Source organism: Mesorhizobium sp. WSM4850 (assembly GCF_055811735.1).
In genome coordinates this window covers 1-14,140 of the sequence record NZ_JBVVPV010000076.1, presented here as the reverse complement: position 1 = coordinate 14,140, position 14,140 = coordinate 1, and the positions used below count along the sequence as shown (strand labels likewise).

General features: G+C 61.4%; 11 protein-coding genes and 2 tRNA genes. 8 read left to right on the top strand and 5 right to left on the bottom strand.

Features of this window, described 5'->3' with window-relative positions; all coding sequences use genetic code 11:
- The first annotated feature begins 198 nt into the window (after window positions 1-198).
- The 6 genes from AC0L2Z_RS33595 to AC0L2Z_RS33570 all read left to right on the top strand — a co-directional run bounded on the left by AC0L2Z_RS33595 (window position 199) and on the right by AC0L2Z_RS33570 (window position 6,533).
- Window positions 199-1,365 carry an ROK family transcriptional regulator gene (locus tag AC0L2Z_RS33595; protein WP_287247526.1) on the top strand — a complete coding sequence of 389 codons (1,167 nt, stop codon included), beginning with the start codon at window positions 199-201 and terminating at the stop codon, window positions 1,363-1,365.
- Window positions 1,366-1,382: 17 nt separating this feature from the next.
- Window positions 1,383-2,147, top strand: coding sequence for an ATP-binding cassette domain-containing protein (locus AC0L2Z_RS33590; protein WP_091591840.1), 765 nt, complete (start codon window positions 1,383-1,385; stop codon window positions 2,145-2,147).
- 40 nt (window positions 2,148-2,187) lie between these two features.
- Window positions 2,188-3,228 carry a sugar ABC transporter substrate-binding protein gene (locus tag AC0L2Z_RS33585; RefSeq protein WP_023798316.1) on the top strand — a complete coding sequence of 347 codons (1,041 nt, stop codon included), beginning with the start codon at window positions 2,188-2,190 and terminating at the stop codon, window positions 3,226-3,228.
- Between the two features lie 136 nt (window positions 3,229-3,364).
- Complete coding sequence (locus tag AC0L2Z_RS33580) at window positions 3,365-4,360, top strand: ABC transporter permease (protein ID WP_473630429.1); 996 nt, start codon at window positions 3,365-3,367, stop codon at window positions 4,358-4,360.
- Between the two features lie 13 nt (window positions 4,361-4,373).
- Window positions 4,374-5,159 (top strand): SDR family NAD(P)-dependent oxidoreductase, encoded by a 786-nt coding sequence (locus AC0L2Z_RS33575; protein ID WP_473630428.1) that lies wholly within the window; start codon window positions 4,374-4,376, stop codon window positions 5,157-5,159.
- A gap of 264 nt (window positions 5,160-5,423) precedes the next feature.
- Window positions 5,424-6,533 (top strand): hypothetical protein, encoded by a 1,110-nt coding sequence (locus tag AC0L2Z_RS33570; RefSeq protein ID WP_473630427.1) that lies wholly within the window; start codon window positions 5,424-5,426, stop codon window positions 6,531-6,533.
- Between the two features lie 172 nt (window positions 6,534-6,705).
- On the opposite strand, the gene nadE is transcribed toward AC0L2Z_RS33570, so the two are convergent.
- The 4 genes from nadE to asnB are packed head-to-tail and all read right to left on the bottom strand — an operon-like array spanning window position 6,706 to window position 11,490.
- The gene (gene nadE, locus AC0L2Z_RS33565; RefSeq protein WP_473630426.1) at window positions 6,706-7,713 is read right to left on the bottom strand and encodes an NAD(+) synthase; all 1,008 of its coding nucleotides are present in this window, start codon (window positions 7,711-7,713) and stop codon (window positions 6,706-6,708) included.
- The gene (locus AC0L2Z_RS33560; protein WP_128246667.1) at window positions 7,710-9,251 is read right to left on the bottom strand and encodes a class I adenylate-forming enzyme family protein; all 1,542 of its coding nucleotides are present in this window, start codon (window positions 9,249-9,251) and stop codon (window positions 7,710-7,712) included. The genes nadE and AC0L2Z_RS33560 overlap by 4 nt, the downstream gene beginning before the upstream one ends.
- A 23-nt stretch (window positions 9,252-9,274) precedes the next feature.
- Window positions 9,275-9,532 carry an acyl carrier protein gene (locus AC0L2Z_RS33555; RefSeq protein ID WP_128246668.1) on the bottom strand — a complete coding sequence of 86 codons (258 nt, stop codon included), beginning with the start codon at window positions 9,530-9,532 and terminating at the stop codon, window positions 9,275-9,277.
- A gap of 20 nt (window positions 9,533-9,552) precedes the next feature.
- Window positions 9,553-11,490, bottom strand: a complete 1,938-nt coding sequence (gene asnB / locus AC0L2Z_RS33550; RefSeq protein WP_128246669.1) for an asparagine synthase (glutamine-hydrolyzing) — start codon at window positions 11,488-11,490, stop codon at window positions 9,553-9,555.
- A gap of 329 nt (window positions 11,491-11,819) precedes the next feature.
- On the opposite strand from asnB, the gene AC0L2Z_RS33545 reads away from it, so the two are divergent.
- On the top strand, window positions 11,820-12,995 hold the full coding sequence (locus tag AC0L2Z_RS33545; protein WP_473630425.1) for a hypothetical protein: 1,176 nt from the start codon (window positions 11,820-11,822) through the stop codon (window positions 12,993-12,995).
- Between the two features lie 540 nt (window positions 12,996-13,535).
- On the opposite strand, the gene AC0L2Z_RS33540 is transcribed toward AC0L2Z_RS33545, so the two are convergent.
- Window positions 13,536-13,611 (bottom strand) — tRNA-Val (locus tag AC0L2Z_RS33540).
- 215 nt (window positions 13,612-13,826) lie between these two features.
- Between AC0L2Z_RS33540 and AC0L2Z_RS33535 the strand changes: the two genes are divergently transcribed.
- Window positions 13,827-13,903, top strand: a tRNA-Asp gene (locus AC0L2Z_RS33535).
- Window positions 13,904-14,140 lie beyond the last annotated feature (237 nt).

Sequence of the window (14,140 nt, the reverse complement as noted above, 5' to 3'; positions counted from 1 at the left end):
ACAAGCGATTCGTGAGTCATCGCAGCGTAGAATCACAACCGATTCCCCGCTGCAACACCTATCTTAGCGCATATGCCTTGTTGGGGGAGATGTCCGGCAGGACAGAGGGGGGCGCGAAGGAACGCCGGAATTCTTTTTGAATTCCATTTGACTGAATAAATATTCGGTGCCACCCTCTTGTCTTCCAGGATGCAAGACATGGCACTGCGGGGGACCAATCAGGAGTTTGGGCGGCCTTACAACAGGCGTATCGTCCTTGAGTCCATCCGCCTTCACGGTCCGATCGCCCGCGGCGACATTGCCAAGCGGGTCGGGCTCACCGTTCAAACGGTCTCGACCATCGTTCGCGAGCTGGAAGAACACGGCTACGTTCTGTCGATGCGCGAAGAGCCGCGAGGGCGCGGGCTGCCTCCGGCGACCCTGCGGATCAACCCGGAGGGCGGCTATGCCGTCGGCATCCACGTCACTCCGCTGGGTATCAATGCCGCGCTGATCAATTTGAGCGGGGACGTGATCGAGAGCGCCTACCGCGAGGCCCCCAACGCAACGCCCGATCATGCCTTCGATCTGATCGGCGCGATGGTGCTTGAATTGACCGGACTGCGGCCGGGCGGTCGCGTTCTCGGCATCGGCATGGCGCTGCCCGGCCCTTTCGGCGTGGAGTCGATGAGCTTTGTCGGCCCGACGACGATGACCGGCTGGAAGGACGTGGCGCTTCGGGAACGGCTGGAGGCCTCGACCGGGCTGCCCGCGTTTTTCGAGACCGACATGGCGGCCGCGGCAATGGGCGAGCGCCTCTATGGCCTCGGGATCGGGTATTCCGAATACTACTATCTTTATTTCGGTGTCGGTCTTGGCGGCGTCATGGTCCATGACGGAAGCGCGCTACGCGGCGCCTGGGGAAACGCCGGCGAAATCGGGCACATCCCTGTCGTGCCGGGCGGCGAGCCGTGCCCCTGCGGCAATCGCGGCTGCCTCGAACGATACCTCTCGCTCGAGGCGCTGCAGCGCCGGAACATCAGCGACGCCGATTGGGTTGACGAAGTCGGGCCGATCTTCCGCAACGCCATCACCATCGTCGAGAACCTGTTCGATCCCGAAACCATCATCCTCGGCGGACTGGCGTCCACCGATCTGCTTGAACGGCTGGCCGGTTCGGCTGCCAGGCTTGCCAACTCGATCTCGGCGCGAAGCGACCGCACGGCGCCGCGTGTCACCGTCGCACGCGGCGGCCAGCATGCGGTGCTGCGCGGGGCCGCCGCACTTGCCGTCTCAGGCGTGCTTTCGCCGCGCTTCGGCCAGATATTCACCGCCGAGCGCGAACGCGGGCGAGATATACTGCAAGGCAAGGGGATCGCGGCATGAGCGGAGCTCAGCCTGGCATGAGCCAACCCCTGCTGGTGCTCGACAATGTCACCAAGAATTTTGGCGCGATCGAAGCGCTCAAGGGCATCAGCTTCTCGATCGGCAAAGGCGAGGTGGTGGCGCTTCTGGGCGACAATGGCGCCGGCAAATCGACGCTGGTCAAGATCATCGCCGGCGGCCTGGAGCCGACCTCCGGCCGCATGCTGTTCGAGGGCAAGGAATTCCTCGCCAAATCTCCCGCCGAGGCCAAGGCGGCTGGGATCGAGACCGTCTACCAGGACCTCTCGCTTTGCACCAATGTCGACGTGGTGGCCAATTTCTTCATGGGCCGCGAGATCACCAGGAAATTCCTTGGCGTTCCCGTGCTCGACGAACCGGCCATGGAGCAGGTGGTCGAAAAGGCCTTGGCCAGCGCCGGCACCCGCATCCCTTCGCTCAGAACCAATGTCGAGCATCTATCGGGCGGCCAGCGGCAGGCCATCGAACTCAATCGATTCGTGCATTTTGGCGGCAAGCTCGTGCTTCTCGACGAGCCGTTCGCAGCACTCGGTGTCGAGCAGACGCGGCGCGGCCTCGACATGATCCGCCAGGTGGCGAGGCAAGGCATCGGCGTCGTCATCATCACCCATATCATGCAGCAGGCCTTCCAGGTCGCCGACCGGATCGTGGTGATCCGGCAAGGCGTCGTGGCCGGCGATGTCGCGCGCAACAAGACAAGTCCCGACGCGGTGATCGACATGATCACCGGAGAGACGCTCGCCGGTGCCGGACCGGCAGGCTGAGGGACAAAATGAGGGGTCCGGCGCAAGAGGAGCGAACGACATGAAGAAAATACTTCTTTCCGTCTTCGGTATCCTGGCACTGGCCTTTGCCACGCTCACGCCGGCATTCGCCCAGTCCAAGGGCACCGTCTACTACCTGGTGCCGACATTGCTCGACGAATTCCAGACCGGCTCGGTGAGCGCTCTGGAGATGTTCCTGAAGCAGGTCGGCTACGAGATGAAGACGCTGAACGCCGACAACAAGACCGACGCTCAGCAATCGCAGATGAACGACGTCATTGCGCTCAAGCCGTCGGCGATCATTCTTGCCGCCGTCGATTTCAATGCGTTGAAGCCGTCGATCGAGGCCGCCCGCGCCGCCGGCATCCCGGTTGTCGAGTTCGATCGCCAGATCACCTCGACGCCATCCGATTTCACCTCGGTGGCGGGAACGGTCGAGATCGGCCAGATTGCCGCCGATCAGGCCGAGAAGCTTTTGAAGGCGAAGCATGGATCGGTGAAAGGCAAGATCCTCCAGGTGCTTGGCGATCCTGGCGACCCCTACACGCTCGACATCCAGAAGGGTTTCGAGGAGAAGATGAAGGCGTTCCCGGACGTCAAGATCATCTCGGTTCCGGCCATGCAATGGGCGGCGGATGCAGCCGGAACCATCGTCAACGACCAGATGCTCGCCAACCCGGATATCGACCTGATCTTCAGTCACGCCGCGCATCTCTCGGTCGCTGCCGTCGCCTCGCTCGAGGCCGCCGGCAAGAAACCGGGCGACGTCATGCTGATGAGCTCGAACGGCGCGCCGGTCGGCCTCGACCTGATCCGCAAGGGCTGGCTCAACGTCGAAGTCGAGCAGCCGCTCTACGCTCAGGCCGCCGCCGTCGCCATGTTCATGGACAAGGTCGTCAACAAGCAGGAGATCAAGCCGGGCGAGTACGATGTGCTCGGCCTGAAGTCGGCCGTGACGATTGAAGCCTGGGGACCGAACATCAAGATCCCCGGCGCTGCGATCACCAAGGAAAACGTCGACAACCCGGCCTTCTGGGGCAACATGAAGCCGCCCTCGGGCACCGTGAAGCCGGTCGAATAGCAAAGTCGCCCAAGGCTTCGGGCCGCGCTGGCCCGGAGCCCTGGGCGTTCGAACGGACGCGCAGAGCAAGCTGCAGCAATTTTTCCAATCCGCGCGTGATCCTTTCCGAGAATCGATGCGCCAGCCGGATCAGCACATGTCACCCCGCACGCGCCACGCCCTCGAATTCGTCCTCGACAACCTCGTCTGGTTCATGCTGGTCGTCGTGCTGGTGGTCTTCTCCATCTCCATTCCGAACTATTTCCAGCTCGGCATCTTCGCCAACATCATCGAGGCGTCGAGCGTGCTTGGCGTCATGTCGATCGGCCTGGCGCTGGTCATCATCACCGGTCACATGGACCTGTCGGTCGAATCCGTGGCGGCGCTCAGTGCAATGGCGGTCGGCATCCTGTTCTGCTCGGCGGGTATCGGCCTTGGCGTTCAGTTGCACCCGGAATGGCTGATGGTTCCGGTTTCGCTGCTGATTGGGCTTGTCGTCGGCGGCATCATCGGCGCCATCAACGGCTACCTGGTCGTCAAGGTGAAGATGAGTGCCTTCATCATCACACTGGCGTCCTACATCTGGGTGCGCGGCCTCGTGCTGGTCATTTCCGGCGGCCGCTCGGCACAGGACCTCGCGCCGGCAATCCGCTGGTTCGGCATTCAGCGCCTGCTTGGCCTGCCGCTCACCGCCTGGATCGCGATTGCGAGTTTCGTGGTGTTCTCGCTGATCATGGCCAAGACCCCCTTCGGCAGGCACCTGATCATGATCGGCGGCAACGAGACCGCAACCTTCCGCGCCGGCATCCGCGTCAACCGCAACCTCGTCATCGCCTTCGTTCTCGCCGGCGCCATCGCCGGCCTTGCCGGCTGGCTGCTGGCGATCCGCACCTCCGGCGCCACCGCCAATCTCGGCGTCGGCCTGCTGTTCAACGCCTTCGCCGCCGTCGTCATCGGCGGCGTCAGCCTCAAGGGTGGCGTCGGCACCCTGCCCGGCGTCTATGCCGGCGTGCTGTTGCTGTCGGCCATCAACACGGCGATCAACCTCATGGGCCTGCCGGCCAACTTCACCCAGGTGATCCACGGCCTGCTTGTGCTTGCTGCCGTGCTGCTCGACGCGTTCAAGCAAACCATCCGCCAAAGACTGGCATGAGAGGGGGGCTGGCATGACCGGGCGCCCACAGATCGGAAGACTTTCGGACAAGGTCGCGCTGATCGTCGGCAGTGCCCGCGGCATCGGCAAGGGCATCGCACAACGCTTTGCCGAAGAGGGCGCCAAGCTGGTGCTGGCCGATACCGAGGTCGAGGCCGGGCAAGCGGCCGCGGACGAGCTCGGCGCTGCCTTCATCCGCACCGACATCTCGCAGATGGCCGATGCCGAAGCCGCCGTTGCACTGGCGCTCGACCATCACGGCCGTCTCGACATCATGGTCCAGAATGCCGGCATCTATCCCTGGCAATTGCTGGAAAACACCAGCCCGGAGGACTGGGACCGTGTCATGGCGGTCAATTTGCGCGGCAGCTTCAATGCCGCCCGTGCGGCGCTCGTTCCGATGAAGGCGCAGCACTTTGGCCGCATGCTGTTCACCTCCTCGATCACCGGCCCGCACGTCACCAGCCCCGGTCACGGCCACTATTCGGCGACCAAGGCCGGCATCAACGGCCTGATCCGTTCGGCCGCCCTCGAATTCTCGGCCTATGGCATCACGGTCAACGGCGTCGAGCCCGGCAATATCCTCACCGAAGCCATCCAGCTGCATCGCGGCGCCGCCTATATCAAGAACATGGAGGACTCCATCCCGCTCGGCCGCCTCGGCAGCCCGCGCGACGCGGCCAATGCCTTCCTGTTCCTGGCCTCGGACGACGCCAGCTACATTACCGGCACGACCATCATCGTCGACGGCGGGCAGCTGCTGCCCGAAGGCAAGGACTTCCGGCTGCTTCCGCCATGATCCGCGCCCGATAAACTCGATTCGTCGCCCAATACTTCAGCATCGGTTTACCCGAAGCTGGTAACAGCAGCGACGCTCGTATTCATGATCAAGCAAAGGGCCTACCTTGCCGCAGCGTCACAGCTCTCCTTTCGACCATCACCGGAGCGAGTGCAATTGTAGACTGCATAGCTGCGGGCAGTTGCCGTTCGCCGCGATGGCCAAGGGGGAGCCGGGCCTTGCCATGGTCTGGAAACGCGGGGACTCTGGTGCCGGGAGCCGGGCTTGAGCGTCATTCGCGCCCTGGAAGGTGCCGATCTTCCGGCAGTCGCAGGCATGTTCCAACGCGTGCTGCGCAAGGAGCGGACCGAAGCACCGGCCGCGCTCATCGACTATATGAGACGGTTTTATCTGGAGGCGCCGGGTTGCGGAGGCGATCTGCGGTCGCTTGTCCATGTCAACGACGCCGGCCGCGTCTCCGGGTTCGTCGGCGTTCACGTGTTGCCGATGCAGTTCAACGGCAGGCAATTACGCGCCGCCATCTGCAGTTCGCTCATGGTCGAGGATCATGAACGCGACCCGATGGCCGGCGCCCGCTTGTTGAAGGCTTATCTGGATGGTCCGCAGGATATCTCGTTCAGCGAGACCGCCAACGACATTTCCACAAAGTTGTGGACCCGACTGCGCGGCGTTGTCCTGCCGCAATACAGTCTCGACTGGGTGCGCGTGATGCGGCCGGCGAGCTTTGTGCTCGGCCTTTCCGCCAGTCGCATGAAGCTTGCCCGAATGCTCAGTCCGTTTGCCAATACCCTCGACCGGTTTTATTGCCGACGAATGAAGTCCAGCGAACGACGCTGGTCCGGCGTGGCGGCAGACGGGGCAGGCCATGGAGCCTTTCGGACATCGCAAATCGACGGCGACGCATTTGCCAGGCTCGTCGAACCGTTGACCGCCCAGTTCGCCCTGCGCCCGAACTGGGCGGCAGGCCAAATCCATCATATGCTGACCGATGCGGCACAAAAACCGGAGCTGGGCGAGCTTGTCTATGTTTCCGTGGCATCGCCGGTCGGCACCAATGTCGGCGCATTCGCCTATCACGCATGGGCGGGCGGAATCGGTCGCGTGCTGCAGATCCTCGCCCTCCCCGGCCAGGCGGGTTCGGTGATCGACTGCCTGATCGATGATGCCGCCGTACGCGGCGTCAGCGGCCTGCGCGGCCGCATTCAACCTGCACTTCTGGAAGCAATGCTTGGGCGACGCATCGCTTTCCTGACCGTTGCCTCGACCGTGGTGCATTCACGCGATCCAGAGCTTTTGAACGCCATGAAGAACTCGCAAGCTTTCCTGAACGGGCTTGCGGGCGAGCAGTGGAGCCGGCTGGGCCGCTTCACCTGAAGCATTCAGTCGTGCGGGAGCGAAGATATTGGCTGATCGTTGGAAGCCTTTGCCTTCGCTCAACTAGTCCAGCACCGCCGATTTCCGTCCGACTGGCCGAGCGCATTCAAGACGGACAGGCGGAACATCGGTCACCCTGAAGCGCTCGCCGTGGCCAGGTTGGAGAGGCAGGTCAGGTATCGACTTCCTCGACCTCATCAACGAGTTGCGGGCGCAGGTGCAGGTAGCGCGTCGCCTTGCGTTTGGCGGCGATGTCGGCCCAGACGCGTTCCACCTGCGAGGCGTCCAGTCCTGCCGCCTGCCCCACCACTTCGGCCGCCACGCCGTTGTTGAGGCCGCAAAGGCAAAGATCCATGCGGTCATAGGGAAGCGAGAAGTAGAACTCCTCCTGCGTCTGCGCCAGCGAGTAGGTATCGGTGGTCGGCGGCCGATTGCGGATTTCCTCGGGCACGCCGAGATAGGCCGCCAGCGCATAGACCTGCGTCTTGTAGAGGTGGGCGATCGGCTTGACGTCCGCCGCGCCGTCACCGTTCTTGACGAAGAAGCCCTGATCGTATTCCAGCCGGTTGGGCGTTCCGAGAACGGCGAAGTTCAGCCGGTCGGCATGAAAATATTCGATCTGCTTGCGGGTGCGCTGCTTCATGTTGGTGGCGGCGACGATGCCGAGATAGACCGGCAGCGGCATTCTCAGTTTGGTCTGCTTGCCCCCGGGGTCCTGCACCACCAGCGACGAAATATTGTAGCCCTCATGCTCGAGGGCGTTCGCAATCACGATCTTCGAGGCCCAGCCTTCGCCGTAGTCCGGGACCAATTCGCGGATGAAGGCGTCGCGACGCTGATAGCAGCCCATGGCGCGCAGGATCGGCCCGATATCCTCCACAATAGAATCGACACCAAAAGTGCCGGCGACAAGGCGGCCGAGCCGCAGACTTTCCGGATCGGAATCGTTTTCCGGCATGAAGAGGCACAGTACATTCTGTGGCCCGACGGCTCGCGCCGCCAACGCCACCGAAACGCTGGAATCGATCCCGCCGGAAAGACCGAGCACCAGGCCGCGCTTGCGAATGCCGCGCAACTGCTGGCGCAAGGCGGTCACGATCCTGTCCGTTTCGGCGCCGGGGTCGATCGCCAAAGCCTGCGCCAGGATGGTCGGCGCGTCATCGCCGGGGCGAACGATCATTGCGCCGCCTCCATCATCTCCGACGCAAGCCGGCGGCTGACCTTGCCCGTATCCGTCTTCGGCAATTCCAGGCGGAACTCTATGATTTTGGGCACCATGAAATCCTCGAGATGACGGGCGCAGTGGCGCATGACATCCTTTTCGCTGAGCTTCGGGTCCGAGCGTATGACGAGCGCGCCGATCGCATGCCCGAGCAGCGGATCCGGCACGCCGACGACAACGGCTTCGGCGATGCCGGGATGGGCGTGAAGCACGGCTTCCACTTCCTTCGGCGCCACCTTCTCTCCCCGCGTCTTTATGATGTCGTCCTTGCGGCCGACGAAATAGAGAAAGCCGTCCTCATCGGTCCTGAACAGGTCACCGGTGTAGAGGACCTTCTCCCAAGGGTTCGGGCCCGGTCGCAGCGCTCGTTCCGTCGCAGCTTCGTTTCGCCAATAACCCTGCATGACGTGCGGTCCACGAATGACCAGCTCACCCGCCACACCTGGCGGCACGCTCTGCCCGTTGTCGTCGACGACAAAGGCTTCGGTGTTCGGAATGGCTATGCCGACCGAACCCGGCCGGTGGTCGAGCTCCTCGGGCGGCAGATAGGTGCAGCGCTTGCATTCCGTCTGGCCATACATCGAATACAGCCTGACACCGGGAAAAAGGCAGCGCAGACGTTCGATATGGGCCGGCGGCAAGGCCGCCGCCGTGTTGGAAATATAGCTGACGCTGGGCAGGAAGCCCGGTTCCAGGTCACGCATCTGCAGGATCATCGCTGCCATCGTCGGCACCAGCGGAAGACCGGTGACGCCCTCCTCGCGGATACGTTCGAAGATCGCTTGAGGAAAAGCGAAGGATTTTTCGAGCACGAGCGTGGCGCCGAGCCTGACGGCCATCAGCAATTGATAGAGGCCATAGTCGAAGGCAAGAGGAAGGACATTCAGAATGATGTCGTCGGACGAGTTGCGCAGATAGGTAGTGATGGAGTCCGCCGCCGCGTCGCAATTGCGGTGCGTCATCATCACGCCCTTGGGCCGGCCGGTTGAGCCCGACGTGTAGATCAGCATCGCAAGATCGACGTCGATGCCACGGTGGTCGATCTTCCCGGCTGCGAGCGTCAGGCAGTCGGCCAGGGATGCAGCCCCCACCGGGCTTTGGCCATCGGCACCGACGGTCGAAGCCACGAAGATGCCGGTGTTGCCGCCGCAGGCCTCGGCGACCACGGGCATCAGTTTTGCCTGGGTAAGGATTGCCGAAGCGTCGCAATCGGCAAGGATGTAGGCAAGCTTGTCGGCCTTGGTCGATGGGTTGGCCGGGATGAAGGTCGCCCCTGCCTTGAGGACGGCGTAAATCGAAACCGCGGCCTCCCAGCAATTGTCCATGAAAACGACGACCCGGTCATCGCGCCTGACGCCGTTCGCGAAAAGCACAGCGGCAAGGCGGCTCGAGAGATCGTCCAGTTCTTCGTAGCTCAGCCTTTTATGGCTGGTGATCAATGCCGTTTTGGCAGGTTGGGCAGCGGCATTCGCGGCCAGAAAATGTTCGATCCGCACGGAACGCTCCTCGCCGATCGGGCCTAGACTGCCGGCGCTTTCGCCTTGATGAAGGACGAAATACGCTCAATCGAATCCAGGTTGGCCGGCACGATGTCGGTATCGACCATCGCAATACCGAAGGTATCCTCGATGAACGCCACGAGTTCGACCACGGCGGTCGAGTCGATGATGTCGTTCTCGATCAGCGAGGCTGTATCTGCAAGTTCGTAAGACGTGTCGCCGAACAAGAAATTGTCGACGATGAAGGCTCTGACCTTGTCCTTGATTGTTATCATCATTTTTTCCTTCCCTGGATTTCTCAAGCTGCTCTTACTGCACCAGCCTCTTGGCCGGTGAAATTCTTCTGCCACAGCTGCGTCGACAGGATGCCGACGAAGGCGGCGTTGTCGCGGAACCCCGACCCTGGCTGCGTGCGGCATTTCTCATGAAGGTTCGCCACCGCCTTGGCGTTGAACAGTCCGCCGGCGGCGATGCTCGCTTCGCTCAGCAAATCGCTGACATAGTCCAGTTCGCCGGCTCCAACGAAGGAGCGAGCTTCCGGCGCCCGGTAGGGCTGCTTGGCACGCTCCCGGATCGCGCTGGGAAGCAGATGCCCCGCCGCTTTGCGCAATATGTGCTTTTCGACCAATCCCTTCAGCTTCATTTCAGGCGGAAGTCTTGCGGCAAATTCCACCAGGCGATGGTCGAGATAGGGAAACCGCCCTTCGATACCATGCGCCATGGCCATCCGATCGCCTTGGCTGGAGAGGATATAGCCCGGCAGGAGGAAGCGGCTTTCGAGATATTGCGCCTGATGCAGCGGGTGCCACAGGGAAAAAGCCTGGGGCAACCGGCTGACCAGTTCCTCGGCCGCATCATAGCCCTTCAACGTCGCGCGCAGGTCGCCGGAAAAGAAAATCTTCGCCGCCGCCGTGGTCTTGAAGCGCGGCCGATGCGAGAACAGCGGATCGTCGAGCGCAGCGTTGCCGGCGCCGAAGAACGCCGCCAAATACTCCACGGACTGCTGCTGCAGACCCGGTAGATAGGGATAAAGCCTGCGGAACAGGTTTGGCCTGATGCGCGATGCCGGCTGCCGTGCGCAGAACCGGCGCACCCGCGCTTCCCTGAAAATGTCGTAGCCGGCAAAAACCTCGTCGGCGCCCTCGCCGGTCAGCACCACTTTCAGGCCGGCCTGGCGAACCAGGCCGGACAGCTGATAGAGCGGGGCTGGGGCGGTGCGGATGATCGGCCGCTCGGCAAAGCGGATGACTTCGGGGAAGACACCGGCGATATCGCCGGCCTGGCAGGCAATGGTTCGATGCCGGGCGCCAAGCGCTGAAGCCATCTCGATCTGGAAGGCGCTTTCGTCGTGTTCGGCGCTGTCGAACGTCACCGAAAATGTCTGCAGCTGGAGAGGAGTCATGCCGGCGGCAAGCGCTGAGACCAGGGATGAATCGAGCCCGCCCGAAAGATAAGAGCCGACCGGCACGTCGGCGCGCATGCGAAGCCTCACCGCATCGCTCAACAGCGCCTGCAGTTCCTCGGCCGCATCGTCCTCGGTCGTGAGCTTCGACGGCGCGTCCCGATGCGGATAGTCGAGGTGCCAATAGCGTTTCACCGTGACTTGCCCCGGTGTCGCAATCATCACGCTCGCCGGCTCCAGCTCGTGGATATCGCGGAAAGCCGTGCGGGGAGCGATCGGCGCCCACAGCGTAAAGATCTGGTCGAGTGCTATCGGATCGATCTCGGCCGAGACGCCGGGGACCTTCAGCAGCGCCTTGATCTCCGACGCGAAGTACAGCACGCCGTCCCTGTTCGTGTAGAACAGCGGCCGGACACCCATCCGGTCTCGGGCAAGCACCATGCGCCGACGCCTGTTATCCCATATCGCGAAGGCAAAATCGCCGTTCAGGAGCGACAGGCAGTCTTCGCCCATCTCGTCATACAGGTGCAGGATGACCTCGGTGTCGCTCGACGTACGGAAGCGCCGGCCCTTGGCGATCAGCCCTTCGCGCAGTTCCAGGTAGTTGAAGATCTCGCCGTTGAACGCAATCGTCAAATTGCCTGACACGTCCGACATCGGCTGCTGGCCATCACCGATCCCGATCACCGACAGCCGCGCATGGCCGAGCCCGGCGTCGGCTGCCACAAACTTCCCTTGCTCATCCGGCCCGCGATGGGCGATCGCAGCGATCATCCGCGCAAGCAAAGCTTCCGCATCCCGGATCGACCCGAAATAGCCCCCGAATCCGCACATTGGTTTGACTCATATATCGGTGAGGTAGGAGACATAAGCTTGAATGGTTGCCACAAGCGTTAACCGGATTATTTCGGCCGACACATGGTTAATAATAGCTTAAGCAGCAATCATACTTTCTAAGGAAATGCAACTCTTGGTCGGCCACTTCGTGTGCCAATTAACCTACTCCTAGACATAAGAAAATTAAGGAGTACAAATAGCACAATAGTTTGAGTTCCTATTTTCCTCTGGCGCGCAATAAGAACGTGCCAGTGGGAAGTTGCCGTAAGCTTTCAGTGCTTGCTTTCATGGAGAATAAATAGAGAGGTTAGCTCGAGGAGGGTGTTATGACAGCGCGTCTCTTTAGGTGCACGATCAAAAATTCCGGCCAAGCCCCCATCAGGTGGGTAAAGGATCATCTTGATCACGGTGAGTGGGCTGAGGGAAGCCTTCCTTCCCAGGCAGCTGGACTTATCAACCCCGGCCAATCAGGCCACTATCAAGCGGAGTCCGGGGGCGACATTCCCATTCTGAGCAGCATCATGACGGGCACAGAAGGATGGGTCGCCTTCCGAACCACGAACACAAGCGGAACCAGTGAGTTCTTCAAAATCTCACACTTCCTGCCCTATTGGTCACCGCGTAGGGGTGCGAGTGTCGAGACAATGCGTTTTGATCCGACCATCGCCCCTGGGTCCGGAGAGTTCGACACGCGGGACACGACCCCGGCCACGATCTCGGTTAAGCGGACCAACTTCTTCTCGCCACACGACGAGCTAGCGGAAGTGCAGAGCCTTCCATGGCTGGTATTCTGGTCCGTCGGACAGATCTTCACTCAGCCTTACGGTGACTTTCACTGGCATTTGAACATCGAGGTGACGAATACCGCTCCGGCTGCCTCCACAACGATTCCATTTTCTTCTACGCCGCCGTCAAACATCGATTCACAGTCGTTCCGTTTCTCCAGCCCAGAGATGTGGCGTGGCGTGTGGGACAGCGACGACAGGCGAGTGACCGCTGTTATATCGGTGTTGCCGAACAAGTTGTTGAAGGTCAGGATCGTAGAGAGGAGTCCCGACGGCACGGAGCAAACGATCGAAGCGACCGATTTACCCATATCTAGGACGAAGTCTTTTGAGATCGCCAGCCTATTTGATCCCATTCCGTTCCTGCGGGAGCACGCTGAGGTGCTGAGCCAGCTTCCCCGAATGGTGCAGGTGGAACGACAGGGTGGAAACGAGTTTGAATTGCTTGATATCATCACACGTGAGCATCCTCTGCACAGCGTTGCAGTCGAGGCGGTGCAGCGGGAATTCGAGATCGGTAGCTTCGGGCTAAGGTCCCGGGAGTTGGGTGGTGATTACCTGAGCTTGCCCAACGATGCCGTGCTGGAAATCGAAGAAGTCACGGCCGATGGAACCGTGATCGGCTATGGTCTGAGATATGTCCGTCCTGGTTTCGTGCCGGTTCTAGTGTTCGACTCGATCGACACACGGTTGCACCGCCGAATGGTTCTCAACTAGGCCCAAAGACCAAGCCTGATGTGAGACGTAAACGGTATGTGGCGAAACGCATCGTCGTGGCGGCAAGGGCTTCCGTCAGGTCCGCCGCCCCGGCATCCCATCGTACCGGTGACTAGGAACGGACATCACCGTTGCCAGTGACGCCGCTCTGCAAGCCTTCTTTGAGCTTGTCCAGGAAGACCCGCATGCGTGGAATGCCCTCAGGGTCGAGGTATCCCGCGACCGCATGAAATGGCGGCGGTCGCAGCCCCGGCGACGAAGTGCCGCCACCGGTCCCATGCAGTATTCCGCTCGTTTCAGCGAGGCCTGCCACTGGTGGAATGCCTTCGCCTGCGCCTCTTCGTAAGCTCTTTCAGCCCGCCAGCCCATGCCTGAATCCCCATCATCCCCCGATGCAGGATCAGGACTTGCGGGTTGCCAGTCAAGTACGCTGGACCAGCGCTACCTTTTCAAGGCTTGTATCGGTGGCGGTTTCGGTGGCGGTTGCTGAGGTCACCGAGATCTGGAAGCTGGTAACTGTGCGGATTTCCTTAAGAAATTTGGTGGGCGATGACGGGCTCGAACCGCCGACATCTTCGGTGTAAACGAAGCGCTCTACCAACTGAGCTAATCGCCCGCTCCGGGGCGGACCTTTAAGCAGTTAGGACGGGGTTCGCAAGGCCAAATGAGCGCACGACGGCCCCGCCGCTGGTCGTTTTCGGCGGCAAAATCCGGCTCGTCAAAAAACCTTCTGCTGTTTGCTGTTATGCTGTCGCGCTCCGCTTGACACCCGGTGGCTTACGCCTTATCCACCGCCCCAACGACGAACACGGCTGACCGTGCTCGTCTTGCGCGGGTGTAGCTCAGTTGGTTAGAGTGCCGGCCTGTCACGCCGGAGGTCGCGGGTTCGAGCCCCGTCACTCGCGCCATTTTCAATCACTTAGCTGATTGGAAATGTAAAAAACTCTGAATGCCGGACCGGCAATTCAGATATTCGGGTCGACCTTGGCGCCCGATAAATTTCAGCGCTTGGCCTGATTTTCAGAAACCTGTTCGATCTGGCTCATCACCGCTTGCGGATCGACGCTCTGAGCTAGGGTCAGGACTCATTGATCCAGAAGATGAATGTGGCGGCGAAAGCGATAGCGGACAGGAAGGTGTGAGCG